The organism is Arsenicicoccus dermatophilus, assembly GCF_046267915.1.
GTDB classification, from domain to species: Bacteria; Actinomycetota; Actinomycetes; order Actinomycetales; family Dermatophilaceae; genus Arsenicicoccus; species Arsenicicoccus dermatophilus_A.
Window position 1 is genome coordinate 293,029 of sequence record NZ_CP176520.1, and the last position, 24,768, is coordinate 317,796.

Consider the following 24,768-nt stretch of genomic DNA (forward strand, 5'->3'; position numbering starts at 1 on the left):
GGGGTCGGCCGCGGGCGGGCGGCCGGCGAGGTGGCGGCAGGGCGGGCACGGCGCCGTGGCGGGGCCACGGCGGGGCATCTCGTCCGCCGGGGACTAGCCTGGAGCGGTGACCGGTCTCGCCCACCCCGCCCCCGCGCTGCGGCGCTCCGTCCTGACGATCCCCGTGCTGGCGGGCCTGGTCGCGGTGGTGCTGGGTGGCCTGGTGGGCGGCGCCTTCGCCGTCGACCGGCTCGCCGACCCCGGGGCGCTGGTGCGGTGGGGGCTCCCGGTGGTCCGGGTGCTGCACGACGTGGCCTTCGCCGCCACCGTGGGGCTGCTGCTCGTGGGCACGATGCTGGTGCCCGACGACGCCGAGGGCGGCCGACGCATCGCCGCGGCCCGCGCGGCCGGCGCCACCGGGATGGTGTGGGCGGTCACCGGGCTGCTGGGCGTGGTCCTGACCTTCGCCGCGGCAGCCGGCATGTCGCCGCTGGACCCGGGCTTCGGGGACCAGTTCGGCGCCGTCGCGATGACCTTCGACGCGCTCAAGGCGATGGTCGTCGCGTCGCTGCTCGCCATCGCGGTGACCACCGGCGCGGCGGTCGGGCGCTCCCGCTTCACCCTCGCCTGGATGCTGGTCCTGGGCCTGGTCGCGTGCTTCCCCCTCGGGCTGGCCGGCCACGCCGCGGGCGGCACCGCCCACGACACGGCCGTCACCTCCCTGCAGTACCACCTCGTCGGCGCGGTCCTGTGGCTCGGCGGGCTCATCGGCATCCTGGTGCTGCGCCCGCGCCTGGACGCCCCCGCGCTGGCGACGACCGTCGAGCGCTACAGCGCGGTGGCGACCTGGTCGCTGGCCTTCGTCACCCTGTCCGGGGTGCTCAACGCCGCCATCCGGGTCGGCTCCCTCGGCGCCCTGGGCTCGGCGTACGGCCTGGTCCTGCTGGTCAAGGTGGGCCTGCTCGTGACCCTGGCCCTGATCGGGCTGCAGCAGCGTCGGTCGTATGTCGCCAGGCTGCGCGAGCACCCCGAGGTGGGAGGAGGTTTCGCGAGGTTCGCCGCGATCGAGACGGCCGTCATGGGCCTGGCCCTCGGGCTCGGGGTGGCGCTGTCCCGGTCCGCCCCGCCGGTCCCGCAGTCCCGCCCGGGCATCTCCGCGACCGAGTCGCTGACCGGCTATCCCGCCCCGCCCGAGCCGCACGCCTGGTCCTGGCTGACGACCTGGCGCGTGGACTGGCTGTGGCTGTCCCTGTCGCTCGTCGCCGTGGGGCTCTACCTGCACGGGGTGCGCGTCCTGCGCCGACGCGGCGACCGGTGGCCGGTCCTGCGCACCGTCGCCTGGCTGGTCGGGCACCTGATCTTCCTGCACACCACCCAGGGCGCCCCCGGGGTCTACGGCAAGGTGTCCTTCTCCTGGCACATGTCGATGCACATGGCGCTGTCGATGGCGGTCCCCATGTTCCTCGTCATGGCGGCGCCGTCGACCCTGGCGCTGCGGGTGCTGCGGCCGCGCCGGGACGGCTCCTTCGGTCTGCGCGAGCTGCTCCTGGCCTGCCTGCAGTCGCGGTGGCTGGGCTTCATGGCCAACCCGATCGTGGCCGCCGTCAACTTCTTCTTCAGCCTGATCGTCTTCTACTACTCGCCGCTGTTCGAGCTGGCGCTGCGCACCCACACCGGGCACGTGCTCATGGTGGTCCACTTCATCCTCGCGGGGTACGGATTCGCCTGGGTGCTCATCGGCATCGACCCCGGCCCCCGCAAGTGGACCCCGCCGATGCGGCTCGTGCTGCTCCTCGGGACGATCGGCTTCCACACGTGGTTCGGCATCTCGCTGATGAGCGGCACCGGCGTCCTGGCCCGCGAGTTCTACGAGACGCTGCACCTGGGCTGGGGCTGGAGGCTGCTCCAGGACCAGCAGGACGGCGGCGGGATCGCCTGGGGCGTCGGGGAGTTCCCGACCATGCTGCTCGCGCTGCTCGTCGTCCTGGACTGGGTGCGGTCGGACTCGCGCGAGACCCGTCGCTACGACCGTGAGGCCGACCGTGACGAGGACGCGCAGCTGCGCGCCTACAACGAGCGGCTCGCCCGGATCGCCGCCCACGACAAGGACCTGGAGGTCCAGCGATGAGACGACCACGCCTGCGCGCCCCCGAGCTGGCCGGCCGCGGCTGGCTCAACACCGGCGGTCACGACGTCACCCTGGCCGAGCTGCGCGGCAAGGTCGTGGTGCTCGACTTCTGGACCTTCTGCTGCGTCAACTGCCTGCACGTCCTGGACGAGCTGCGGCCGCTGGAGGAGGAGTTCGCCGACTCCCTGGTGCTGATCGGGGTCCACTCGCCCAAGTTCGTCCACGAGGCCGACCCGGAGGCGCTCGCGGCGGCCGTCGAGCGGTATGCCGTCCACCACCCCGTCCTCGACGACCCCGAGCTGGTCACCTGGCAGGCCTACACCGCCCGCGCCTGGCCCACCCTGGTCGTCATCGACCCCGAGGGCTATGTCGTCGCCTCGCTGTCGGGGGAGGGGCACGGTCCGGGGCTCACCTCCCTGGTGCGCGAGCTCCTCGAGGAGCACGAGGCCAAGGGCACCCTGCGTCGCGGCGACGGGCCGTATGTCGCACCGCCCGCCCCGGCCACCACCTTGCGCTTCCCCGGCAAGGCGGTCGAGACCGACGACGGCGGGGTCGTGGTCACCGACACCGCCCACCACCAGGTGGTCCGCCTCGCCGAGGACCTGACGACCGAGGTCGCGCGCTGGGCGGCGGAGCCTGCGCTCACCGAGCCGCAGGGGATCTGCCGGCTGCCCCGAGAGGTGGCCGAGCAGGTGGGCTACGACCTGGTCGTGGCCGACAGCGTGGGCCACCGGGTGCGGGGGCTGGACACGAGCAGCGGCCGCTGGACCACCCTCGCCGGCACCGGGGCGCAGCTGCGCGAGCGCTCCGGGGAGGGCCCGGCCCTGGAGCAGGAGCTGTCGACCCCCTGGGACGTCGCCTGGTGGCAGGGGGTCCTCGTCGTCGCGATGGCGGGCACCCACCAGCTGTGGGCGCTGCAGCTGCGGGCCGACCCGGCGGACAACGAGATCCGCGTGCTGGCGGGCACCTCCGCGGAGGGCATCCGCGACGGGCGCGGCGTGGAGGCCTGGCTGGCGCAGCCCAGCGGCCTGGCCACCTCCGTGGACGGCCGCACCCTGTGGGTCGCCGATGCCGAGACCTCCGCGATCCGGCAGGTCGTCCTGGCCGACGAGAGCGCCGGGCTCGCGGGTGGCGTGGTGCTGCGGACGCCGGTCGGGCAGGGGCTCTTCGACTTCGGGCACGTGGACGGCGCCGCCGACCAGGCCCTGCTGCAGCATCCGCTGGGGCTGTGCGCGCTGGCCGACGGCAGCGTCCTGGTCGCCGACACCTACAACGGCGCGCTGCGACGCTACGACCCGGCGACGCGGACGGTCTCCACGGTCGCGACCGGGCTGCGGGAGCCGAGCGACGTGACGGTGGCGGGTGATCCGGCCGCGGCGCCGCAGGACGGCGTCCTGGTGGTCACCGTCGTGGAGTCCGCGGGGCACGAGGTGCGCCGGCTCGGCATACGGCTGGACGGCCAGCAGGTCGACGGGTCGTCGCACACCACCCGTCGCCCGCCGACCGAGCTGGCCGCGGGCGAGGTCGCACTGGAGGTGAGTTTCGTCCCGCCCACCGGCCAGAAGCTCGACACCCGGTGGGGCGACCCCACCCAGCTCATGGTCTCGGCCTCCCCGCCCGCCCTGCTGCGCGAGGGCGCCGGTACCGCCCAGGGGCTCACGCGGCGGCTGGTGCTCGACGAGCGGGTGGGCGACGGGATCCTGCACATCGGCGTGCGGGCGGCCGCCTGCGACGGCGACCCGGTGACCGGGGAGATCCCCGAGCACGCCGCCTGCCACCTCTACCAGCAGGACTGGGGCCTACCCGTGGTGCTACGCGCAGGTGCCCCTGATGTCCTCCCCTTGGACCTCCGGGGCGTCTAGTTGCGCCGAGTGAGTGAACATCCTCACCAAAGGCGGCTTGAAGAATCACGATGGGTATGACTTGAGGCAGCAGCCCGTCACCCCGCGGGCGTGACCGAACGGAGTGTCCCATGGGTATCGGACTCGGCATCTTTCTGCTCGTCGTGGGAGCCATCCTCAGGTTCGCGGTGGCCGACCCGATCCAGGGGGTCGATCTGCAGATGATCGGCACCATCCTCATGGTCGCCGGCGCGCTCTCGCTCGTTCTCGCGCTGATCATGCAGAACGCCCGTCGCCACACCACCCACGAGACGCTCGTCGAGCACCGGGACACCGGTCTGCCCCGCGAACGCTACTGAGGCCACCGCACCACCACCCTCCGGCCCCGATCGCGCGTCAGCCTTCGCGGTTGGCGCGCGATCGGCATGCCGTGGGGTGCAGCGCGGACAGGAAGGCACAATGGTCCGATGGCCCGACCCACACAGACCCCCGCACCCCGCCCCGGCCCCGAGGCTGAGCACGTGCGCCTGCCCAAGATCCCCAAGGACGCCTACGAGGCCGAGCTGGAGCGGCTCCAGGCCGAGCTCGTCACCATGCAGCAGTGGGTCAAGGAGACCGGCAGGCGCGTCGTGGTCATCTGCGAGGGCCGGGACGCCGCGGGCAAGGGCTCGGCCATCAAGCGGATCACGCAATACCTCAACCCCCGATCGGTCCGCGTCGCCGCCCTGCCCGCACCGACCGAGCGGCAGCGGACCCAGTGGTACTTCCAGCGGTACGTCGAGCACCTGCCGGCCGCCGGGGAGATCGTGATCTTCGACCGCAGCTGGTACAACCGCGCCGGCGTCGAGCGGGTCATGGGCTTCTGCACCGACGAGGAGTACGCCCGCTTCCTGCGCCAGGTCCCGGTCTTCGAGCAGATGCTCATCGACGACGGGATCATCCTGCGCAAGTACTGGTTCAGCGTCTCCGACGTGGAGCAGGAGAAGCGCTTCCGCTCCCGCCTGAAGGACCCGATGCGCCGCTGGAAGCTCTCGCCGATGGACGTCGAGTCGATCACCCGCTGGGAGGACTACTCCCGCGCCAAGGACGAGATGTTCGCGCACACCGACCTGCCCAGCTCGCCGTGGTTCGTCGTGGAGTCCGAGGACAAGAAGCGCTCCCGCCTCAACGTCATCAAGCACCTGCTCGACTCGATCCCCTACCTGCACATCGAGCCGCCGACCGTGCAGATCCCGCAGCGGCCGGCCGCCCAGGGCTACGTGCGGCCACCGCGGGACCAGCAGCGGTATGTCGCCGACTGGGCGTCCACCCTGATCGAGGACGACGGCACGGGTGACGGCGCGCGGGGCACGAAGCGTCAGGGCAAGGGCAAGAGCGCCACGGGGCGCGGCGCGCAGAGCCGGGGGACCACGACCCGCAAGGGCAGCAGCAGGAGCTGACCGGCGAGGCGCCGACCGACCACGCTCCGACGAACCCGCGTCGCCCCGCCCAGGCCCCGGGCGCGCAGGTCCAGGCCCGGGGCGCGCCGCCCAGGCTCCGAGACGTGCCGGGTCCGACTCCCTGGGCTCAGGGAGCCAGCGCGTCCGGCACGCCGTCCAGCGTCGACAGGGTGAGCACGTCCTCCAGCTCGCGCCGGTCGTGGCGGTTGACCCACACGGCCCCGGTGGCCGCACCGTCCCCCACGGCGGCGGTCGCGGCGCCGGGGCGGTGCGTCACCAGGGTGAGCCCGTCCGCGGCGGGCAGCTCGGCGGGGTCCGCGACCGCCACCCGGGCGGTGTCCGCCCCGAGCGCGTGCAGGGTCTCGTCCGCGCGCCCCCGGTCGGCGGCCTCCGCCACCACGAGCGGACGGGAGCCGACCGCCAGGACCCGGTCCAGGACGCCCCGGCTGTCGGCATACGGCCGGCTCGTCCCCGGCTCCACGAGCACGTCCAGGTCGAAGGCGATCACCCGAGCAGTCATGCCCCCGAGCCTAGGCCGAACCTGTCGGGCCGCCGCCGAGGGGCGCCGGTCAGTCACCCGCCGGGGTCACCTCCCGCGAAGGGCAACGATCGGTGACGGGCCGTTGCGCAGTCGCCACCGTCGGTCGATTGGTGGGTACGGTGGCTCGGGTACGAGCCGGCGCCCACGGGCGTGACCACCGCCAGGGCCAGGAGACCTCACGGGATGATCCGTTTCGACGACGTGACCAAGACCTATCCGGACGGCACGACCGCCGTCGGCGGCCTCACCCTGGAGTGCCCGACCGGGCAGATCACGGTCTTCGTCGGACCCTCCGGCTGCGGCAAGACGACCAGCCTGCGGATGATCAACCGGATGATCGAGCCCACCAGCGGCACGATCACCATCGACGGGGTCGACTCGGCGTCGCTGGACCCCGACGAGCTGCGCCGCGGCATCGGCTACGTCATCCAGCACGCCGGGCTCTTCCCGCACCGCACCATCCTGGACAACGTCACCACCGTTCCGCGGCTGCTCGGGCAGGACAAGGCCCGCGCCCGCGCCCGCGCGATGGAGCTGCTCGAGGTCGTCGGCCTGGACCCGGCACTCGCCCGGCGCTACCCGGCGCAGCTGTCCGGCGGCCAGCAGCAGCGGGTCGGGGTGGCGCGGGCGCTCGCGGCGGACCCGCCGGTGATGCTCATGGACGAGCCCTTCTCGGCCGTCGACCCGGTGGTGCGCGACCAGCTGCAAGACGAGTTCCTGCGCCTGCAGGGCGACCTCGGCAAGACCATCGTCATGGTCACCCACGACATCGACGAGGCCGTCAAGCTCGGCGACCAGATCGCCGTCATGCGCGTCGGCGGGCAGCTCGCGCAGGTGGGGACCCCGGAGCGGCTGCTGCACGACCCGCACGACGACTTCGTCGCGGACTTCGTCGGACGGGACCGCGGCTACCGCGGCCTGGCCTTCGCCCCTGCCGGCCGGATGCCGCTGCACCCCGAGCCCACCGTGCGGCTCGGCGACGGGCTGGACGAGGTGCGACGGGTCGCCGGCGACGCCGGCTGGGTGCTCGCCCTGGACGAGACCGGGCGCCCGCAGGGCTGGGCGCGGGTGGCCGCGCTCAGGGACCGGGTCGAACCAGGCCTGCTGCACCGCGGCGGCACCGTGGCCCGGGCCGACGGGTCGTTGCGGGCCGCCCTGGACGCCGCGCTGTCCTCACCCACCCGCAAGGGCGTGCTCGTCGACGAGGCCGGCAGGTTCGTCGGAACCGTCCGGGGTCCGCAGATCCTCGCCGAGATCGAGCGCGCAGCAGGGGAGCCCACGTGACCTGGCTCCAGGACAACCTCTCCGACGTCCTGCACCTGCTGCTCACCCACGCCTGGCTGGCGGCCGTCCCGCTGGTCGTCGGGCTGCTGATCGCCCTGCCCCTCGGCTGGGTCGCCACCCGCCTGCCGTGGCTGCGGCAGCCGCTGGTGCTCGGGTCCGGGCTGCTCTACACCATCCCCTCGCTCGCATTGTTCATCCTCATGCCGCTGGTGCTGGGCACCCGCATCGTCGACCCTCTCAACGTCGTCGTCGCGATGACGATCTACACCGTCGCCCTCCTCGTGCGCACCGTCGTCGACGGGCTCGGCTCGGTGCCCGAGGACACCCGCCAGGCGGCGACCGCGATGGGCATCGGCCGGGTGCGCAGACTGCTCACCGTCGAGCTGCCGCTCGCCATACCCGTGATCGCCGCCGGGCTGCGCGTCGCCGCTGTCTCCAACGTGTCGATCCTCAGCGTCGCCGCCCTCATCGGCCAGCCCCAGCTGGGCGTGCTGTTCACCGACGGCTTCGCCGTGGGGTTCCTGACCCCGATCGTCGTCGGCATCGTCGCGTGCGTGCTGCTCGCGCTGGCCTTCGACGCCGTCATCACCCTCGCCGAGCAGGCCCTCACCCCCTGGCGGCGCGGGACGGGAGCCGGCGCATGATCTCCTCGCTGCTGCACTGGCTGTCCGACCCCGCCAGCTGGTCGGGCCCCGAGGGCATCCCGACGCGCGTCGTCGAGCACCTGGCCTGCACCGCGCTGACGGTCACCCTCGCCGCGCTGATCGCGGTGCCCGCCGGCCTGTGGGTCGGTCACACCGGCCGCGGCAAGCGCGTGGTCGTCAACCTGCTCAACGGCGCGCGCTCCATCCCCACGCTAGGGCTGCTCTTCCTGGCGATCCTGCTCCTCGGGCCCCACCTGAGCGGGGACGCGGCCTTCCTCGTGCCCGTGGTGCTCGTGCTGGTCGTGCTCGCCGTCCCCCCGATCCTCGCGGGCACCGTCAGCGGTGTCGAGCAGGTCGACCCCGCCGCCCGCGACGCCGCCAAGGGAATGGGCATGACCGGGCTGCAGGTGCTGCGCCAGGTCGAGATCCCGTGCGCCATGCCGCTGCTCGTGTCCGGGCTGCGGTCCGCGACGATGCAGGTCATCGCCACGGCAACCGTGGCGGCCACCGTGTCCATCGGCGGACTGGGGCGCTACCTCATCGACGGCCAGGCCGCCCACGACTACGCCCGGATGGCGGGTGGCGGTGTGCTGGTCGCCGTCCTGGCCCTCGTCGTCGATCTGCTCCTCGGCCTCGTCCAGCGGCTCGTGGTGTCCCGCGGCCTCACCGGCGGGACCGGTCCGCGGCGTCGGCACCGGCGGCCGGGCACGGACGATCCTGACGGCATACCCGCTCAGCCCATGCACCCCGACCGCACGTCCGCGTCCGCGGCGTGACAACCCCTGGAGGAGAGCCCATGCGCACGACCCTGACCCTCGCGACCGGAGTCGTCCTCGCCCTCGCCCTGACGGCGTGCGGCGGAGGCAGCGACCCCCTGGCCACCACCTCCGCGGGCGCCGGCTCGGGCTCGGCCGCCGGTGGCGCCAAGGTCGTCGTCGGCTCCGCGGACTTCCCGGAGTCCAAGCTCCTGGCCGAGGTGTATGCCGGGGCCCTGCGGGCCAAGGGCGTGGCCGTCGACACCAAGCTCGGGATCGGCTCGCGGGAGACGTACATCCCGGCTCTCAAGGACGGCTCGATCGACGTGATCCCGGAGTACACCGGCGCGCTGGACCGCTACCTGAACAAGGACGCCAAGGCCTCCGACCCCGCCGGCATCCTTGCCGAGCTGCGCGCCGGCCTGCCCCGGCAGCTCGAGGTCCTCGCGCCCGCCAAGGCCGAGGACAAGGACGCCGTGGTGATGACCCGCGCCCGCGCCTCCGAGCTGGGGGTGAAGTCGATCACGGATCTCGCGGGCAAGTCCCAGGACCTCACCATCGGCGGGCCTGCGGAGTGGCAGTCCCGCTCCTACGGCATCCCCGGGATCACGCAGACCTACGGGCTGACCTTCAAGGGCTTCCGCAAGCTCGACGCCGGAGGGCCGCTCGCCGTCCAGGGCCTGAAGAACGGCCAGGTCGACCTGGCCAACATCTTCACCACCGACCCGGCGATCCAGGTCAACGACTTCGTGGTGCTGGAGGATCCCAAGAACTTCTTCCCCGCCCAGCAGGTGGTGCCGCTCGCCGTGACGGGTCGGCTCGACGCCACGGGCAAGGGGGCGCTCGACGCCGTCTCGGCGAAGCTCGACACCGCCGCCCTGACCACGATGCTCAAGCAGGTCACCGTGGACCACCAGAAGCCCGCCGAGGTGGCGGCCGACTGGCTCAAGGCGAGCTCGTTGGGCTGACCGCCCCCTCCCGCTCCCCCCCTTCGCTCCCCCCTTCGCAGGATCGTGTGCGTCTACCGCCGGTTTCCGGCGGCAGACGCACACGATCGCGGTGCGGGGCAGCGTTGTCCACCGCGCGTCGCGGTCGGGGCGGCGTCGTCCACAGCCCACCCGTGGTCGCCGGCCCCGGTCCGTGCCCGCGGACATGATCGCCCGATGACTGCTCGCGCACGCGCCACCACCGCTCTCGACCAGCTCCTCGCCACCCAGGACGCGGTCGTGAGCAGGTCTCAGCTGCTGGCGCTCGGCCTGCCCGACACCACGGTGCGGCGCCTCACCAGCCGGTGGCAGCACGTCTTCCCCGGGGTGTATGCCGCGGTACCGACGGCGCGGCGCTTGTCGTTCGACCAGCGGATCCGGGCCGGTCTGCTCCACGGCGGTCCCGGTGCCAGGCTGCGGGGCGCCACGGCCGGACGGCTGCAGGGACTGGTGGACGAGGAACCCGCCACGGTGGAGGTGCTCGTGCCCTGGACCACCCTGCCGCGTGCCCGGTGTCCGGGCATCCGGGTGGTGCGCGAGCGTCCGGGGGTGCGGCTGGCGTCGCTTCCGGGTCAGACGCCGACCACCCGGATAGAGGACACCGTCCTGGACCTGTGTGACGAAGGCGGTGAGCGGGCCTGCCTGACCTGGCTCAGCCGGGCCTGCCAGCGGCGACTCACGACCGCCGACCGGATCCTCGAACGGGCCCGCGGGCGCAGGAGGGTGCGGCACCGGGCCCTGACCAAGGACCTGCTCCTCGACGTCGCCGCCGGGGTCCACTCGCACCTGGAGAAGCGATGGGTGGACGACGTCGAGCGCGGCCACGGGCTGCCCACCCTGGCGCGGCAGTGGGTCGTCCCGGAGACCGGGCACCCGGCTGACGGGGCGCACCTGGCGACGCGCAGCCTGCTGGAGCTGGACGGGCGGGCGTTCCACGCCGGCGAGGCGGGCTTCCGGGACCTGGCGCTGGATGCGCGGCACCTGGCGGCGGGCTACGGCACCTTCCGCGCCGACTGGGCTGCCGTGACCGTGGACCCGTGCCGCACGGCGCGGCTGTGGGCGGCGTGCCTGGCGAACCGTGGGTGGGCGGGCGCGGTGCGCGCCTGTCCACGGTGCGCCTGAGTCCCCTGTATGACGCCGCCCCAGGATCGTGTGCGTCTGCGGCCGGAAACCGGCGGCAGACGCACACGATCCTGGGGTGGGTGGGGTGGGTGGGGTGGGTAGGGCGAGCTCAGGGGGTGATCTGGTCGCTCCAGACGGCCTTGGCGCCGCTGTGGCCGGTGGCGAAGGTCTGGTAGGCCACGCCCAGCGACGCGAGCGTCAGCACCGCGGCGGTGATCAGGGCGAGCGGTCCCTGCTTGGCGCGACCGGCCTCGCGGGAGTCGGCGCGGGTGCTGCCGTCCCTGCCACGGCGCCCGCCGTCGTGACCGTCGGTTACGGCCTCGGGGCGGCCCGGCTTGAGCAGCGCGAGGACCGAGGCCAGCACCAGCAGCATGAACAGCAGGCAGAGGACCTTGAGGAGGTCGCCGGCCTCGGCGTGGGCGTGCACGGCCGCCTCGCCACCGTTGCCGAGCCGGTGCTCGAGCTTCTCCCCGGACTCGCCGGCGACGAAGCCGGTGATGCCGGTGACGATCGCGAGGGCCGCGAGCGGCCGGCGCAGGCCGAGGCGGGTGCGGGGCGCGAGGGCGTAGATCACGGCGAGGAGCGCGGTGAGGGGCGCGAGCACCACGACCGCGTGGACGACGAGGACGTGGACGGGCAGGCCGTCGAAGAGGTCGAACATGGTGGGTCCTCCAGGAGGAAGGGGTGGGGATGGGGAGGATCAGGCGGCGGTCACGCCGAAGAGGTGACCGATGGACCAGGTGAGCGCCATCGCGAGGCAACCTCCCACGACGTTGCGCAGGATCAGGGGCAGCGCGGGGGAGCCGGACAGGGCGGCGCTGGTCCAGCCGGTGGCCAGCAGCCCGAGGACGGCCACCGCGATGGTGGCGGGGATTCGCAGCCCCGCGGGGGCGAGCAGCATGGTGAGCAGCGGGAGCACGCTCCCGACGAAGAAGGCCACGGCCGACGCGAGGGCCGCGTGCCAGGGACTGACGAGCTCGTCCTCGGGCAGCCCGAACTCCGCCCGCAGGTGGGCGCCCAGGGCGTCGTGCGCGGTGAGCTCCGCGGCCACCTGGCGCGCGGTCGGCTCGCTCAGGCCCTGCGTGCGGTAGGTCTGGGTCAGCTCCTCCAGCTCGGCCTCGGGGTCGGCGGCGAGCTCCTGGCGCTCCAGGGCGACGGCGGCCTTCTCGGTGTCGCGCTGGCTGGAGACCGAGACGTACTCGCCCATCGCCATGGCGGCCGCCCCGGCGCACAGCCCCGCCAGGCCTGCGGCGACGATCACGTGGGTCTTGCCCGGGTCGGCGGCTGCGACGCCGATCATCAGCCCGGAGCCGGACACGATGCCGTCGTTGGCGCCGAGGACGCCGGCGCGCAGCCAGTTGAGCCGGGCGCCGAGGCTCCCGGAGCCGTCGGCGGCGTGCGGGGAGGGCGAAGCAACCTGCGCCATACGAGGCTCCTGCCGGGGACGAGATGGGGGAGGACCGGGGGACGGGGACAGCGTCGCAAGCACCCGGGCAACCGTCAAACACTTCTAAGATTATTGAAAGGTTAGAGTCCAGACATGGACCCCCGACGTGCCGCCCTGCCCGATCGCGACGACGTCCGCCCGGTCGACTTCGAGCGAGCGGCCGAGCTCTTCGCCCTCCTGGGGTCACCTGTGCGGGTCCGACTGCTGTGGCACCTGGTGGAGCACGAGCATGACGTCACGACCCTCGCGGAGGCCGCGCAGGTCCCGCTGGCGACCGCGAGTCACCACCTGGGCCGACTGCGTATGGCGAGCGTCGTGGCGCACCGGGCCGAGGGGCGTCGCCAGATCTACTCCCTGCAGGACCCCCACCTCGTCCAGCTCGTCAGCGAAGGGGTCGACCACGTCGCCGACCTGCGCCGGCACCCCTGACCGGGGTATGACACAGGCCCCCGCGCCGCCGACGGGCGGTGCGGGGGCCTTTCCGGCATACCGGGAGGATCAGAAGGCCGACTCGGGCAGGTCCATCAGGGCCAGGTCGGTCATCTGCGTCATGGCCATCTCGGAGCGCAGGCGCGGCAGGACGTTCTTGGCGAAGAAGGACGCCGCGGCGACCTTGCCGGTGTAGAAGTCCTTGTCCTTGCCGGACGCGCCGGCCTCGAGGGCCGCGGTCGCGACCTCGGCCTGACGCAGCAGCAGCCACCCGATGACGAGGTCCCCCGCGGCCATGAGCAGCCGGGTGGAGTTCAGGCCGACCTTGTAGAGGTTGCGGACATCGCCGTCCTGGCGCGGGTCGGACTCCATCAGCTCGCCGATCATGTAGCCGCCGATCCCCTGCACGGCCTCCATGGCCTTGCCCAGCTGGACCCGCTCGTCGGCCAGGGACTGCGGACCGTCGTCGACCAGCTGCTGGATCTGCTCGGCGACCACCTGCAGGGCCTTGCCCTTGTCGCGGACGATCTTGCGGAAGAAGAAGTCCAGACCCTGGATCGCCGTGGTGCCCTCGTAGAGGGTGTCGATCTTGGCGTCCCGGACGTACTGCTCCACCGGGTAGTCCTGCAGGAAGCCGGACCCGCCGAAGGTCTGCAGCGACTCGGTGCCGAGCAGCACCCAGGCGCGCTCGGAGCCGACGCCCTTGACGATGGGCAGCAGCAGGTCGTTGATGCGCACGGCCATCCGGGCCTCGCGGTCGTCGTCGGGGATCGCGGCCCCGGGGTTGCCTCGCTGCGCCTGGGCCACGACGTCCTGCTGGGTGGCGGTGTAGATCACGAGCGCCCGCAGGCCCTCGGCGTAGGCCTTCTGCAGCATGAGCGAGCGGCGCACGTCGGGGTGGTGGGTGATCGTGACGCGCGGGGCGTCCTTGGCGGGGGTGGTCATGTCGGCTCCCTGGACGCGCTCCTTGGCGTACTCCAGCGCGTTGAGGTAACCCGTCGAGAGGGTGGCGATGGCCTTGGTGCCCACGAACATCCGGGCGTTCTCGATCACCTTGAACATCTGGGCGATGCCGTCGTGGACGTCGCCGAGGAGGGTGCCGACGGCGGGGATGCCGTTCTGGCCGAAGGTCACCTCGCAGGTCGTGGAGACCTTCAGGCCCATCTTGTGCTCGACGTTGGTGACGTAGGCGCCGTTGCGCTCGCCCAGCTCACCGGTCTGCAGGTCGACGTGGAACTTGGGGACGACGAACAGCGACAGCCCCTTGGTCCCCGCACCGGCGCCCTCGGGGCGGGCCAGCACGAAGTGCACCACGTTGTCGGTCATGTCGGACTCGGCCGAGGTGATGAACCGCTTGACGCCGTCGATGTTCCAGGTGCCGTCACCGTTGTCGGTGGCCTTGGTGCGGCCGGCGCCGACGTCCGAGCCCGCGTCGGGCTCGGTCAGCACCATGGTCGTGTGCCAGCCCTTGTCGACGATGAGCTTGGCGAGCTTCTTCTGGTCGTCGGTGCCCAGGTAGTACAGCAGGTTGGCGAAGGCATAGCTGGCCGCGAACATGTGGACCGCGGGGTTGGCGCCGCACACCAGCTCGGCGATCGACCAGCGCAGGGACGGCGGGATGACCATGCCGCCGAGCTCGGCAGGGGCGTCGAGGTTGCCCCAGTCGGCATCGACGTAGGCCTGGTAGGACCTCTTGAAGGACTCGGGCATGGTGACCGAGCAGGTCTGGGGGTCGTAGACCGGCGGGTTGCGGTCGGAGTCGAGCAGGCTGTCGGCCAGCTCGTTCTCGGCGAGGCGGGCGACCTCGTGGAGGATCTCCTTGGCCGTGTCGGTGTCGACGTCCTCGTACAGCCCCTGACCCAGGACGTCTTGACGGCCGAAGACCTCGAAGAGGTTGAACTCGATGTCCCGCACGTTGCTCTTGTAGTGGCCCACCGGGGGTCCCCTTCCGTGACGTCTCGCCTGTCGGCGATGGCAGGTATGACGTGCCGTGGTTACCCACGGGTACGTCCATGATGCTACCCGTGAGTAAAGCCCCGCAAGGTCTCGTCGGGATCTGATCCGGAGTGACTGGTCACACCGGCAGGTCACAGCTCGAGGGCGACGCCGCCCCCGGCGAGCTGGTCCGCGAGCGGGCCGATCTGACCCGGCGGCAGCGGCCGGGCGTAGAGGTAGCCCTGAGCCGCCGTGATGCCGAGCATCCGCGCCCGGGCCTCCTGCGCCCGGGTCTCGATGCCCTCGGCCGTGATGGTGAGGCCCAGCTCACGCCCCAGCCGGGAGACGGCGGCGACGACGGCCTCGTCACCGCCGGACTCACCCAGCCCCTGCACGAAGGTGCGGTCGATCTTGAGGATGTCCAGCGGCAGCGACCGCAGGTTGGCCAGGCCGGAGTACCCGGTGCCGAAGTCGTCGATCGCGACCCGGATGCCGAGGGTTCGCAGCTCCTCCAGGGTGGCGATGGTCTCCTCGGTCTGCTCCAGGACGACGGTCTCGGTGATCTCCAGGATCAGCAGCTCGGGCGGCAGCTGGGAGGCGTCGAGGATCTCCTGGACGGTGGCGGCGAAACCGGGCGCCACGAGCTGGTGGACGCTGATGTTGACCGCCACGGTGAGGCGCCGGCCTCCGTCGTTCCACGCGCGGGCCTGGGCCACCGCCTGCTCCAGCACCCAGGTGCCGATCGGGATGATCGAGCCGAACTCCTCGGCCAGCCCGATGACCTCCTCGATCCCGATGAAGTCGCCCTCGGGGTCGGTCCAGCGCAGCAGCGCCTCGACGCCGGTGACCTGCTCGAGCCGCAGGTTGACGATGGGCTGGTAGAGCACGGTCCACCGGTCGGTACCCGGCGTGTGGGCGAGTCGGCGTCGCAGGTTCCGGGTGCGGGCGAACTGGGCCAGCATGGTGGGCTCGAAGATCTGGACGGCTCCCGGCCCCTCGCGCGAGGCCTGGCGCAGCGCCAGCTCCGCGTTGCGGACCAGCTCCAGGCCGGTGTGCCCGCCCAGGGTCAGGCCGCCGGACGCGCGCAGCGTGACGTCGGGGACGAGGTCCGGTCGGTTGACGGCGTCGACCAGGCGATGGGCCTGGGCGAGCGCCTCGTGCGCGGGGGTCCCCTCGGCCAGCAGCACCGCGAACCTCTGGTCGCTGAACCTCGCCAGCAGGTCGTCCGGCCGCAGCGTCCCCCGCATGGTGCGGGCGACCGTGCGGAGCAGCTCCTCGCGCGAGTCGTCACCGATCGTGTTGTCGGCCAGCCCGGCGGGCGCGATGTCCACCAGCAGCAGGAAGATCTCGCCGCTCGCCGCCTCGTAGAGCCGGTGCCGGACCTGCCGGTCCAGGCTGCTGCGGTTGGGCAGCCCGGTCACGACGTCGCGGTAGGTGACCTGCTGCAGGCGGGACTGCAGACCCACCCGCTCGGTGACGTCACGGACGGCGACCAGGAAGCCGCTGGCCATCGGGGTGATGACCGACTCCACGTGCACCACGGCCGCCGTCGCCGTGGTGATCGCCGACTCCAGGCGCAGCGTGGACTGCATCCGGGCGCTGGGGGCGTAGGTGAGGTGGGAGAGCACGTCGGGGGAGACGTCGGGCAGGACGTCGCTGATGTGCTTGCCGCCCAGCTCGCTGCCACGCAGACCGAGGATGGTGCTCATCGCGGCGGAGGCGAAGAGCACCCGCCCCTCGGGGTCGAGCTCGATGATGATGTCGCGGGTCTCGCTCACCAGGAGCTTCATGTGCCGGGCCTGCTCCTCCGCCTCGGAGGCCAGCTGACGGCCGCGCCACCGCTCGTGCACGTGCAGACCCACCAGCAGGAGCAGGCTGACGCACAGCGCCTGTGAGGCGTGCGTGTCCAGGCCGGCGGGGCGCATGGTCGCCATCACGAGCAGGACGACGGTGACGACGAACAGGCTCACGACCACGAGATCGCGATAAGGCGCGAGCAGGGTGCGGGTCGGCGGCGCGGCGGGGCGCAGGGCAACCAGGGCGGCAGCGCCCAGGGCGAGCGCCGGCTGCAGCACCCACAGCACCTGGCACAGCGTCCAGGTGCCGTCGGAGTGGGCGGCGAGCGTCAGGACGTCACCGGCCAGCGCCGCCAGGATGGACAGACCGAGGAGGGCCTGGATGGCCCGGGACCGCCCGAGGTGGGCGGGTACGACCACCAGCCACGACACGAAGGCCGCGATCATGGTGCCGCCCAGCCCCGCCGTCACCATCAGGGCCGCAGGGGTGCCGGGGGTCACGTGGCCCGTGAGCAGGGCCTGCGGGTCCAGGTGCCACAGCAGCAGCCACAGGGCGCAGCCGGCCAGGGCGGCCTGCAGCGCGGAGGTCGGCAGCTCGCGGCGGCCCGTGACGCCGAAGGTGAGCAGCCCCAGCACCAACAGCTGCGCCGAGCCGGCATACGCGGCGGAAGCCCCGACCGGCGCGGGTCCTCCGCCCTGGGTGAACATCAGGTTGCCGTAGGCGTCTGCGAGCATCGCGAGCGCCATGCAGAACCACCCGGCGCGCATGGATCCGGTGCTGCGGAGGGCGGCGACCACGGCAACCAGGGCCGCGACGGCGGCCACGGCCCACGTCAGGGCGCCGAGCAGGTCGGGACGGAGCCACGCGGTGGCCAGGGGAGCCATGACGGCCAGGATGGCGAGGCCGACGTTGACTCCCGTCCGTGGATGCATAGGCCCATCGTGGGCCATCCCCCGTCAGGTAGCCAGAGGAACCTCGATATTGGCCGGTCCATACACGAAAGATGTCCGACCACGTGGTCGGACATCTTGTGGAGCGGGTGACGAGAATCGAACTCGCACTGGCAGCTTGGGAAGCTGCTGTTCTGCCATTGAACTACACCCGCAGGACGGATCTGGTCCGCGTAGCAGTCAGCATACCCAATCCTGAGGCCTGTTCCGCCACCCGCCCCCCGGCGCGGCCGCGCGATAGCGTGACGGCGTGCTTCTCTCCGACCGTGACATCCGTGCCCAGATCAGCCAGGGGCGGGTCCTTCTCGAGCCGTACGACGAGGCCATGGTGCAGCCGTCCAGCATCGACGTGCGGCTCGACCGGTACTTCCGGCTCTTCGACAACCACAAGTACCCCGTCATCGATCCCGCCCAGGAGCAGCCGGACCTGACCCGGCTGGTCGAGGTGGCGCAGGGCGAGCACTTCGTCCTGCACCCCGGCGAGTTCGTGCTCGGCTCCACCCTCGAGGCGGTCACCCTCCCCGACGACCTCGCGGCCCGCGTCGAGGGCAAGTCCTCGCTCGGACGGCTCGGGCTGCTCACCCACGCCACGGCCGGCTTCGTCGACCCCGGCTTCTCCGGGCACGTGACCCTGGAGCTGTCCAACGTCGCGACGCTGCCGATCGTGCTGTGGCCGGGCATGAAGATCGGTCAGCTGTGCTTCATGCGCCTCACCTCCGCGGCCGAGCACCCTTACGGCAGCGCGGTCTACGGCTCGCACTACCAGGGGCAGCGGGGCCCGACGGCCAGCCGCTCCTTCCAGGGATTCCACCGGGCGCCGACCGGCGGCTGAGATCTCGGTCGGACCCGGTGCAGCGCGGTCAGGCGGGCCGCGGGAGCGGGTGGTCGGCCCGCACCGCGAGCACGTCGCACGGCGCGTCGAGGAGCACCTGCCGGGTGGTGTTGCTGACGATCCGCTTCTGGACGTGGGAGCGACCCGTCACGCCGATGACGACCAGCTCGGCGTGCTCCTCCTCGACGGCCGTCAGCACCTCGTCGGCGCCCGAGAGCCCATGGGGCCCGTCGTACAACCGCCAGGTCAGGTCGCCCAGCCCTGCCGCCAGCTCCTGCGCCTCGTCGGCCGACAGGGGCACGGGCGCGCCGTCGCTGCGATCCCGCGTCACGTTGACGACGAGGACCTCGCTGCCACGGGCTGCCGCCTCGGCGGCGCAGTAGGCCAGCGCCGCCCGTCCGGGCGCCGTCGGTGCGTAGGCCAGGCAGATGGTCATGGGCACAACGATAGAGGGCTGTCCCGCGCCGGTGCGCGGGACAGCCCTCCGGACGGCGACCTGCGGGATCACTCGTCCCAGGGGTCGGGGACCTCTTGAGCAGGGGGTATGGCGGTCTGCGGCGACGGGGCTGGAGCCTCGGCGGTGGGGGTGGTTGTCGGTGCGGCGGGGGTGTCGTCCTCGTCGTCCCAGGGGTCCTTGACCTCGCCGGCGGGTGTCGGGGCGGGGGTGGCCTGCGGTGTCGGGGCCGGGGTGGCCTCGGCGGTGGGGGTGGTTGTCGGTGCGGCGGGGGTGTCGTCCTCGTCGTCCCAGGGGTCCTTGACCTCGCCGGCGGGTGTCGGGGCGGGGGTGGCCTGCGGTGTCGGGGCCGGGGTGGCCTCGGCGGTGGGGGTGGTTGTCGGTGCGGCGGGGGTGTCGTCCTCGTCGTCCCAGGGGTCCTTGACCTCGCCGGCGGGTGTCGGGGCGGGGGTGGCCTGCGGTATCGGGGCCGGGGTGGCCTCGGCGGTGGGGGTGGTTGTCGGTGCGGCGGGGGTGTCGTCCTCGTCGTCCCAGGGGTCCACGACCTCCGCCGCCTTGGTCTCGGCCGGCTTGGCCGAGGCAGCCTGAGTGGTAGCAGCAGGGGCAGCAGGGGCGTCGTCGTCCCACGGGTCGGCGACCTCGGCCTCCGGCGCCTGGGTGGCGGGCGGGGCCGGCGTGGCCGGGGCGTCGTCGTCCCAGGGGTCGGCGACGTTGGCCGCGTGGACGGCGTCCGGGTTGGCTCCCACCTCGGGGACGCGGATCTCCTCATGGGCCGCGGCGGTGGCGTCCTCCGACGCGCTTGCCTGGGTCTCGTGGCCCGGATCGGCGACCGACGGCTCCGCCGCGGGGCCCGTGACCGCGGCGCCGGCGGCGGGCCTGGTGGTGCTCGTGGCGTCGGCGGCGGGCCTGGTGGTGCTCGTGGCGTCGGCGGCGGGCCTGGTGGTGCTCGTGGCGTCGGAGGCGCCGGTCGTACCACCGTCGGTCTCGACGACCTCCGTGTCCTCGCCGCGACGGACCGCCGCGAGGAGCATCTGGGCGACGTCGACGACCTCGACCGACTCGATGCGCGCGTCGTCGGCCTCCTTGGCGGTCACGCCGTCGGACAGCATGACGCGGCAGAAGGGGCAGCCCACCGCGATCCGGTCGGCGCCCGTGGCGAGGGCCTCCTCGGTGCGGTTGAGGTTGATGCGGGTGCCGAGCTTCTCCTCCATCCACATGCGTGCGCCGCCGGCGCCGCAGCAGAAGGACTTCTCCCCGTGGCGGGGCATCTCACGCAGCTCCACGCCGGGCAGGGACCCGATGAGCTCGCGCGGCGGGGCGTAGACGTCGTTGTGCCGGCCGAGGTAGCAGGGGTCGTGGTAGGTCACCACGGGGGCGCTGGAGGCCGGGTTCTTGGCGGTGGACCTGCCGGGCGCGTCCGCCGGGCGGGTCACCGGGACGAGGCGCTTCTCGCGGACCAGGCGGTTGAGCAGCTGCGTGTGGTGCAGCACCTCGTAGCTGCCGCCGACCTGCGGGTACTCGTTCTTGATCGTGTTGAAGCAATGGGCGCAGGTCACGACGATCGTCGTGGCGCCGGCCTCGTTGAGCTGCTCGACGTTCTGCTGGGCGAGCATCTGGAAGAGCACCTCGTTGCCCGCGCGCCGGGCGGAGTCGCCAGTGCAGGTCTCGCCGTCGCCGAGGACGGCGAACGACACGCCCGCGGTGTCCAGCAGCTCGGCCACGGCGCGGGAGGTCTTCTTGGCGCGGTCCTCGAAGGCACCCGCGCAGCCGACCCAGAACAGGTAGTCGACCTCGGACAGGTCCGCGACGTCCTTGCCGACCTGGCGGACGGGGAAGGGCAGGTCCTTGGCCCAGTCGAGGCGGGCCCGCTGCGCCATGCCCCAGGGGTTGCCCTTGGACTCCATGTTCTTGAACAGGCCACCGAGCTCGGCGGGGAAGGCCGACTCGATGAGCACCTGGTTGCGGCGCAGGTCGACGATGGCGTCCACGTGCTCGATGTCCACCGGGCACTGCTCGACGCAGGCGCCGCAGGTGGTGCACGACCACAGGACGTCGTGGTCGATCACGGCCTCCGGCCCGAGGGCGTCGTATGCCGTGAGGGGGTGCTCCTCGTCGTACCCCGTCTCGCCGACGAGGGGGACGGTCGCGAGGGCCTTGGTGTGCTCGGGGAGAGCGTGGCGGGCCTCCTCGGAGGCCTGCATCCACGGCGCCTTGGCGTGCGCATGGTCGCGCATCGTCATGACGAGCATCTTGGGCGAGAGGGGCTTGTCGGTGTTCCACGCGGGGCACTGGGACTGGCACCGCCCGCACTCGGTGCAGGTGGTGAAGTCCATCAGCTGCTTCCAGGTGAAGTCCTCTGCCCTGGCGACACCCAGGGAGGAGTCCTCCTCCATCTCCTCCATGGCCTCCAGGGAGAAGGGCTGCCCGTCGATGGTCATCGGCTGCAGGGCGCCGAGGGAGGTGCGGCCGTCGGCGTGGCGCTTGAACCAGATGTTGAAGAACGCGAGGAAGCGGTGCCAGGCCACGCCCATCGTCGGCTGCAGGGAGATGGTGATCATCCACGCGAAGGACACCAGGATCTTGATCATGGCGACGAGGTAGATCGTCTGCTCGATCGCCCCGAGGGACAGCCCGCCCCACATGCCGCGCATCCACCCGGTCAGCGGGAAGTGGAGGGCGATGTCCGTGCCGGGATGGGTGCGCTCGACGTGCGCGGCCTCCAGGGTGCGCAGCAGGGCGATGCAGATGGTGACCGCGAGGATCGTGAACTCGACGTAGTAGGCCTGCCACCAGGTGGATCCGTAGAACCGGCTCCGGCGCCCGTGCGCCCCCGCGGCGTTGCGCGGGTGCTGGCGCTGGCGCACGGCGATGAGCAGCAGGATGCCGAGGAAGCCGCCCCAGCTGAAGAGCTCGATGAGCCACTCGAAGGGCGGGAAGGTGCCGATGACCGGCAGGCGGAAGTCCGGCCACACGAGCTGGAAGAACGCGTTGACCAGCGTGGCGAACAGGATGAGGAAGGACAGCGCCGTGAACCAGTGGGCGATGGACACCCACGGCAGCCGGGCCATGCGGGTGTGCCCGAGGAACTCCCGCACCAGCGTCATGGTGCGCTGGGCGGGCTGGTCGGTGCGGGTGGGGTCCGGGCGCCCGGACCGGAACAGCTTCACGAACCTGAAGACCTGCCGGAAGAGCAGGATCCACCCGATGGTGGGGATCACGAAGCACAGCACGAGGGCCGTGATCTGCAGCGCTGACATGGGCAGATCCTACGGGTGGGTATGCGCCGGCCGGGAGTGTCGACCACGGGGTGTGACCGGGATCGCTGGATCTGCGGCAGTTCGGCCGGATCACTGGCGTGGCACCCTCGTGATCCATAACCTGATGTTGCCTCACGGATAACGTCGGGAATGCCTGGGTCGCTCTCGGTGTTGACCCCCTCGACGCAGCAGCCTCATCGATCGGAGCCGCCCGCATGCCCATCCACGACGACGTCACCGCCCTCGTCGGGCGCACCCCCCTCGTCCGCCTCAACCGGATCATGGGGTCCGCGGCCGAGGGGGTCACCGTCGCGGCGAAGCTCGAGTTCTACAACCCCGCGAGCTCGGTCAAGGACCGCGTCGGCGTGGCCATCGTCGACGCGGCGCAGGAGTCCGGGGAGCTGCGCCCCGGCGGGACGATCGTGGAGGCCACCTCCGGCAACACCGGGATCGCCCTGGCGATGGTGGGGGCGGCCCGCGGCTACCAGGTGGTGCTCACCATGCCCGACTCGATGTCGCGGGAGCGGCGCATGCTCCTCCGGGCGTACGGCGCGGAGCTCGTCCTCACCCCCGGGGCCGAGGGCATGCGGGGCGCGGTCGCCCGGGCCGAGGAGATCGCCCGCGAGCGTGGCGGCATCCTGGCCAGCCAGTTCGCCAACGAGGCCAACCCGCGCACCCACCGCACCCACACGGCCGAGGAGATCTGGGCCGACACCGACGGAGCGGTGGACGTCGTCGTCGGCGGAATCGGCACCGGGGGCACCACGACCGGCGTCGGTCAGGTGCTCAAGGAGCGCAAGCCGGGCCTGCAGGTCATCGGCGTGGAGCCCGCCGAGTCGCCGATCCTCAACGGCGGTCAGGCGGCCCCGCACAAGATCCAGGGCATCGGCGCCAACTTCGTCCCCGACGTGCTCGACCGCTCGGTCTACGACGAGGTCCTCGACGTCGACGCGGCCGCCTCGGTGGAGTGGGCGCGCAGGGCCGCCACCCAGGAGGGCCTGTTCGTGGGGATCTCCTCCGGCACGGCCCTCGCCGCCGCCGCCCAGGTCGCCGCCCGCCCGCAGAGCGCGGGCAAGACCATCGTCGTCGTCCTGCCCGACTTCGGCGAGCGGTACCTGTCCACCATCCTCTTCGAGGGCGTCGAGGTCTGAGCCATGACCACCTTCACCACGGCCGAGGCACATCGTCTCCAGGGGGAGCTACCCCTGCCGCCCCTGGTCACCCGCCGCGAGGGGCCCGTCGGGCTGGTCCAGGGCGTCCTGGAGGACGTGGACGCCGCGATCGAGCGCGACCCCGCCGCGACCGGGCGCGTGCAGATGGCCCTGGTGTCACCGGGCCTGCACGCCATCTGGGTGCACCGGGTGGCGCACCGCCTGTGGCAACGGCCCGGACTGCGGCTGCCGGCGCGCCTGCTGTCCAACGCCGCCCGGGCCGCCACCGGGGTGGAGATCCACCCGGGCGCCACGATCGGACGCCGCTTCTTCATCGACCACGGCATGGGGGTCGTCATCGGCGAGACCGCCGAGATCGGTGACGACTGCATGCTCTACAACTCCGTCAACCTCGGCGGCCGCTCGCTCGCCAAGGGCAAGCGCCACCCCACCCTGGGCAACGGCGTCACCGTCGGCTCGGGCGCGCGTGTCCTCGGCGACATCACCCTGGGCGACGGGGCCCAGGTCGGGGCCAACGCCGTGGTGGTCAAGGACGTGCCGGCCGGGGCGGTGGCCGTCGGCATCCCCGCCCAGGTGCGGGTGCCACAGCCCGGCGTCAGCCCCGCCGAGGCGATGTATGCCGACCCGGCCGTGTGGATCTGACCGGGGGCGGCGGGAACGCGGCTGCACGCGCCGCGGAGGGCGCCCACCCCGAGGGGGAGGGCGCCCTCCGGCACACGGCCCGGGGGCCGAGGGTCAGGCTCCGGTCAGGAGCCGGACTCGAACTTCACCTCGTGGGGCTCGACGTCGCTCGTGGGCTCGACACCGATCTGGCTGCCGGTGTGGTCCGCGCGGGCGCCGGGCAGCTTGGCCTTGACCGTGGAGGCCGCGCCGGAGGCCTTGGCAGAGGCGGTGGTCGCGAGCTGCTGGGCGCGCTCCTGGACCGCGGGGGCCTTCTCCTGCAGCTTGGAGCCCGCCGTGGCGGCCAGGCCCTGGGCCTTGGCCTGGACGACCGGGGCCTTCTCCTGCACCTTGGTCTGCGCGAGCGCGACCTTCTCCTGGACGCGGGGGTCGTGCCAGATCTGGTCGGCCTGGGTCTTGATCTGGTGGTAGCGGCTGCGCCCGGCGCTCGCGCCGAGGACGTATCCGAGACCGGCGCCGGCGACGAACATGAGACGGTTCTGCATGGTGCTCCTTGGGGTGCGGACCCGCGGGGGTCGGTGGAGGGGCGTGGCCCCGATCAGAGGTTCGTGTCGCCGGCGGCGGGCATGCCGGGCATGCCGACGGGGTTGGCGGCGTAGTCGGCGTCGTTGCGACCGTCGGTCGCCGAGCCGGCCGTCATGGAGGTGGTCGCCGGGGTGGTGTAGCCAGAGCCGTAGCCGGTGCCGGTCTGCGTGGTGCCGGGACGGGTTCCGCCGGACACGGCGCCCACGGCCTTGTCGACGATCTTGTGGGCGGGGGCCGGGGCCTTCGCCTTGACCGCGTCGGCGGCCTGGGCGACCTTGGCCTGGACCGCGTCGCTCTGCAGCGCCTTGGTCGACTGGGCCCGGAGCTGGTCGAGCTGGCCGCTGCCGCCGCGGGCGCCGAGGACGTAGCCGGCGCCGAGACCGGCGAAGAAGCTGAGCTTGTTCATCATGATCGGAGGTCCTTCCGATAGGGGTCGGGGGCCCGTCGCAGGCCCGCTCTTGCCGTCAGTCATGCCCCGCGACGGGCGTTCTTATGACCGTGAGAACGAACGACTTGGGGCTTTCGTCCCCGGGCGCCACCCGGACGGGCCGTTAAGGTGGAGCACGCATC

22 protein-coding genes and 1 tRNA gene are annotated in these 24,768 nt (G+C 72.5%); 13 read left to right on the forward strand and 10 right to left on the reverse strand.

The window, feature by feature from the left end:
- The first annotated feature begins 106 nt into the window (after positions 1-106).
- The 4 genes from ACK2IS_RS01720 to ppk2 all read left to right on the forward strand — a co-directional run bounded on the left by ACK2IS_RS01720 (position 107) and on the right by ppk2 (position 5,387).
- Complete coding sequence (locus tag ACK2IS_RS01720) at positions 107-2,107, forward strand: cytochrome c oxidase assembly protein (RefSeq protein WP_409484446.1); 2,001 nt, start codon at positions 107-109, stop codon at positions 2,105-2,107.
- Positions 2,104-3,969 carry an NHL domain-containing thioredoxin family protein gene (locus ACK2IS_RS01725; RefSeq protein WP_409484447.1) on the forward strand — a complete coding sequence of 622 codons (1,866 nt, stop codon included), beginning with the start codon at positions 2,104-2,106 and terminating at the stop codon, positions 3,967-3,969. The genes ACK2IS_RS01720 and ACK2IS_RS01725 overlap by 4 nt, the downstream gene beginning before the upstream one ends.
- 110 nt (positions 3,970-4,079) lie before the next feature.
- Positions 4,080-4,307 carry a DUF6458 family protein gene (locus ACK2IS_RS01730; RefSeq protein WP_409484448.1) on the forward strand — a complete coding sequence of 76 codons (228 nt, stop codon included), beginning with the start codon at positions 4,080-4,082 and terminating at the stop codon, positions 4,305-4,307.
- A 234-nt stretch (positions 4,308-4,541) separates the two neighbouring features.
- Positions 4,542-5,387, forward strand: a complete 846-nt coding sequence (gene ppk2, locus ACK2IS_RS01735) for a polyphosphate kinase 2 (protein ID WP_409485624.1) — start codon at positions 4,542-4,544, stop codon at positions 5,385-5,387.
- Between the two features lie 127 nt (positions 5,388-5,514).
- Here the strand turns inward: ppk2 and ACK2IS_RS01740 are convergent, their stop codons facing one another.
- The gene (locus tag ACK2IS_RS01740) at positions 5,515-5,907 is read right to left on the reverse strand and encodes a hypothetical protein (RefSeq protein WP_409484449.1); all 393 of its coding nucleotides are present in this window, start codon (positions 5,905-5,907) and stop codon (positions 5,515-5,517) included.
- 204 nt (positions 5,908-6,111) lie between these two features.
- On the opposite strand from ACK2IS_RS01740, the gene ACK2IS_RS01745 reads away from it, so the two are divergent.
- From ACK2IS_RS01745 to ACK2IS_RS01765, 5 genes are all read left to right on the forward strand, one after another.
- A complete protein-coding gene (locus ACK2IS_RS01745) occupies positions 6,112-7,212 on the forward strand; it encodes an ABC transporter ATP-binding protein (protein ID WP_409484450.1) in 1,101 nt (366 codons plus the stop codon).
- Positions 7,209-7,856, forward strand: coding sequence for an ABC transporter permease (locus ACK2IS_RS01750; protein ID WP_409484451.1), 648 nt, complete (start codon positions 7,209-7,211; stop codon positions 7,854-7,856). Before ACK2IS_RS01745 ends, ACK2IS_RS01750 begins: the two co-directional genes overlap by 4 nt.
- On the forward strand, positions 7,853-8,632 hold the full coding sequence (locus ACK2IS_RS01755; protein ID WP_409484452.1) for an ABC transporter permease: 780 nt from the start codon (positions 7,853-7,855) through the stop codon (positions 8,630-8,632). Before ACK2IS_RS01750 ends, ACK2IS_RS01755 begins: the two co-directional genes overlap by 4 nt.
- A 20-nt stretch (positions 8,633-8,652) precedes the next feature.
- Positions 8,653-9,579, forward strand: a complete 927-nt coding sequence (locus tag ACK2IS_RS01760; RefSeq protein ID WP_409484453.1) for an ABC transporter substrate-binding protein — start codon at positions 8,653-8,655, stop codon at positions 9,577-9,579.
- A 195-nt stretch (positions 9,580-9,774) separates the two neighbouring features.
- On the forward strand, positions 9,775-10,719 hold the full coding sequence (locus ACK2IS_RS01765) for a hypothetical protein (RefSeq protein ID WP_409484454.1): 945 nt from the start codon (positions 9,775-9,777) through the stop codon (positions 10,717-10,719).
- Between the two features lie 109 nt (positions 10,720-10,828).
- On the opposite strand, the gene ACK2IS_RS01770 is transcribed toward ACK2IS_RS01765, so the two are convergent.
- Both ACK2IS_RS01770 and ACK2IS_RS01775 read right to left on the reverse strand, forming a co-directional pair.
- A complete protein-coding gene (locus ACK2IS_RS01770; RefSeq protein ID WP_409484455.1) occupies positions 10,829-11,380 on the reverse strand; it encodes a DUF2231 domain-containing protein in 552 nt (183 codons plus the stop codon).
- 39 nt (positions 11,381-11,419) lie between these two features.
- Complete coding sequence (locus tag ACK2IS_RS01775) at positions 11,420-12,145, reverse strand: VIT family protein (protein WP_409484456.1); 726 nt, start codon at positions 12,143-12,145, stop codon at positions 11,420-11,422.
- A gap of 114 nt (positions 12,146-12,259) precedes the next feature.
- Between ACK2IS_RS01775 and ACK2IS_RS01780 the strand changes: the two genes are divergently transcribed.
- Positions 12,260-12,595 carry an ArsR/SmtB family transcription factor gene (locus ACK2IS_RS01780; protein ID WP_409484457.1) on the forward strand — a complete coding sequence of 112 codons (336 nt, stop codon included), beginning with the start codon at positions 12,260-12,262 and terminating at the stop codon, positions 12,593-12,595.
- 69 nt (positions 12,596-12,664) lie between these two features.
- On the opposite strand, the gene ACK2IS_RS01785 is transcribed toward ACK2IS_RS01780, so the two are convergent.
- The 3 genes from ACK2IS_RS01785 to ACK2IS_RS01795 all read right to left on the reverse strand — a co-directional run bounded on the left by ACK2IS_RS01785 (position 12,665) and on the right by ACK2IS_RS01795 (position 17,432).
- Positions 12,665-14,530 (reverse strand): acyl-CoA dehydrogenase, encoded by a 1,866-nt coding sequence (locus ACK2IS_RS01785; protein WP_409484458.1) that lies wholly within the window; start codon positions 14,528-14,530, stop codon positions 12,665-12,667.
- Positions 14,531-14,682: 152 nt separating this feature from the next.
- On the reverse strand, positions 14,683-17,259 hold the full coding sequence (locus tag ACK2IS_RS01790) for a putative bifunctional diguanylate cyclase/phosphodiesterase (RefSeq protein ID WP_409484459.1): 2,577 nt from the start codon (positions 17,257-17,259) through the stop codon (positions 14,683-14,685).
- 99 nt (positions 17,260-17,358) lie between these two features.
- Positions 17,359-17,432 (reverse strand) — tRNA-Gly (locus tag ACK2IS_RS01795).
- A gap of 95 nt (positions 17,433-17,527) precedes the next feature.
- Between ACK2IS_RS01795 and dcd the strand changes: the two genes are divergently transcribed.
- Positions 17,528-18,109, forward strand: a complete 582-nt coding sequence (gene dcd, locus ACK2IS_RS01800; RefSeq protein WP_409484460.1) for a dCTP deaminase — start codon at positions 17,528-17,530, stop codon at positions 18,107-18,109.
- Positions 18,110-18,137: 28 nt separating this feature from the next.
- Here dcd and ACK2IS_RS01805 read toward each other — a convergent pair whose 3' ends face one another.
- Both ACK2IS_RS01805 and ACK2IS_RS01810 read right to left on the reverse strand, forming a co-directional pair.
- The gene (locus tag ACK2IS_RS01805) at positions 18,138-18,545 is read right to left on the reverse strand and encodes a universal stress protein (RefSeq protein ID WP_409484461.1); all 408 of its coding nucleotides are present in this window, start codon (positions 18,543-18,545) and stop codon (positions 18,138-18,140) included.
- Between the two features lie 68 nt (positions 18,546-18,613).
- The gene (locus tag ACK2IS_RS01810; RefSeq protein WP_409484462.1) at positions 18,614-21,820 is read right to left on the reverse strand and encodes a heterodisulfide reductase-related iron-sulfur binding cluster; all 3,207 of its coding nucleotides are present in this window, start codon (positions 21,818-21,820) and stop codon (positions 18,614-18,616) included.
- A gap of 215 nt (positions 21,821-22,035) precedes the next feature.
- On the opposite strand from ACK2IS_RS01810, the gene cysK reads away from it, so the two are divergent.
- Positions 22,036-22,971, forward strand: a complete 936-nt coding sequence (gene cysK, locus ACK2IS_RS01815; protein ID WP_409484463.1) for a cysteine synthase A — start codon at positions 22,036-22,038, stop codon at positions 22,969-22,971.
- 3 nt (positions 22,972-22,974) lie between these two features.
- Positions 22,975-23,634, forward strand: coding sequence for a serine O-acetyltransferase EpsC (gene epsC, locus ACK2IS_RS01820; RefSeq protein WP_409484464.1), 660 nt, complete (start codon positions 22,975-22,977; stop codon positions 23,632-23,634).
- A gap of 104 nt (positions 23,635-23,738) precedes the next feature.
- Here the strand turns inward: epsC and ACK2IS_RS01825 are convergent, their stop codons facing one another.
- Together ACK2IS_RS01825 and ACK2IS_RS01830 are read right to left on the reverse strand one after the other, a co-directional pair.
- Entirely contained in the window at positions 23,739-24,158 is a 420-nt protein-coding gene (locus tag ACK2IS_RS01825) for a YtxH domain-containing protein (protein ID WP_409484465.1), read from the reverse strand.
- 53 nt (positions 24,159-24,211) lie between these two features.
- A complete protein-coding gene (locus tag ACK2IS_RS01830; RefSeq protein WP_409484466.1) occupies positions 24,212-24,607 on the reverse strand; it encodes a YtxH domain-containing protein in 396 nt (131 codons plus the stop codon).
- Positions 24,608-24,768: the final 161 nt, after the last annotated feature.

Bases quoted from the DNA above. Each gene is read 5' to 3' on its own strand.
- ACK2IS_RS01725 (WP_409484447.1), top strand. From the start codon at position 2,104: ATGAGACGACCACGCCTGCGCGCCCCCGAGCTGGCCGGCCGCGGCTGG.
- ACK2IS_RS01825 (WP_409484465.1), bottom strand. From the start codon at position 24,158: ATGCAGAACCGTCTCATGTTCGTCGCCGGCGCCGGTCTCGGATACGTC.
- ppk2 (WP_409485624.1), top strand. From the start codon at position 4,542: ATGCAGCAGTGGGTCAAGGAGACCGGCAGGCGCGTCGTGGTCATCTGC.
- ACK2IS_RS01765 (WP_409484454.1), top strand. From the start codon at position 9,775: ATGACTGCTCGCGCACGCGCCACCACCGCTCTCGACCAGCTCCTCGCC.
- ACK2IS_RS01755 (WP_409484452.1), top strand. From the start codon at position 7,853: ATGATCTCCTCGCTGCTGCACTGGCTGTCCGACCCCGCCAGCTGGTCG.
- ACK2IS_RS01770 (WP_409484455.1), bottom strand. From the start codon at position 11,380: ATGTTCGACCTCTTCGACGGCCTGCCCGTCCACGTCCTCGTCGTCCAC.
- ACK2IS_RS01730 (WP_409484448.1), top strand. From the start codon at position 4,080: ATGGGTATCGGACTCGGCATCTTTCTGCTCGTCGTGGGAGCCATCCTC.
- epsC (WP_409484464.1), top strand. From the start codon at position 22,975: ATGACCACCTTCACCACGGCCGAGGCACATCGTCTCCAGGGGGAGCTA.
- cysK (WP_409484463.1), top strand. From the start codon at position 22,036: ATGCCCATCCACGACGACGTCACCGCCCTCGTCGGGCGCACCCCCCTC.
- ACK2IS_RS01790 (WP_409484459.1), bottom strand. From the start codon at position 17,259: ATGCATCCACGGACGGGAGTCAACGTCGGCCTCGCCATCCTGGCCGTC.
- ACK2IS_RS01805 (WP_409484461.1), bottom strand. From the start codon at position 18,545: ATGACCATCTGCCTGGCCTACGCACCGACGGCGCCCGGACGGGCGGCG.
- ACK2IS_RS01740 (WP_409484449.1), bottom strand. From the start codon at position 5,907: ATGACTGCTCGGGTGATCGCCTTCGACCTGGACGTGCTCGTGGAGCCG.
- ACK2IS_RS01745 (WP_409484450.1), top strand. From the start codon at position 6,112: ATGATCCGTTTCGACGACGTGACCAAGACCTATCCGGACGGCACGACC.
- ACK2IS_RS01810 (WP_409484462.1), bottom strand. From the start codon at position 21,820: ATGTCAGCGCTGCAGATCACGGCCCTCGTGCTGTGCTTCGTGATCCCC.
- ACK2IS_RS01830 (WP_409484466.1), bottom strand. From the start codon at position 24,607: ATGATGAACAAGCTCAGCTTCTTCGCCGGTCTCGGCGCCGGCTACGTC.
- ACK2IS_RS01760 (WP_409484453.1), top strand. From the start codon at position 8,653: ATGCGCACGACCCTGACCCTCGCGACCGGAGTCGTCCTCGCCCTCGCC.
- ACK2IS_RS01780 (WP_409484457.1), top strand. From the start codon at position 12,260: ATGGACCCCCGACGTGCCGCCCTGCCCGATCGCGACGACGTCCGCCCG.
- ACK2IS_RS01775 (WP_409484456.1), bottom strand. From the start codon at position 12,145: ATGGCGCAGGTTGCTTCGCCCTCCCCGCACGCCGCCGACGGCTCCGGG.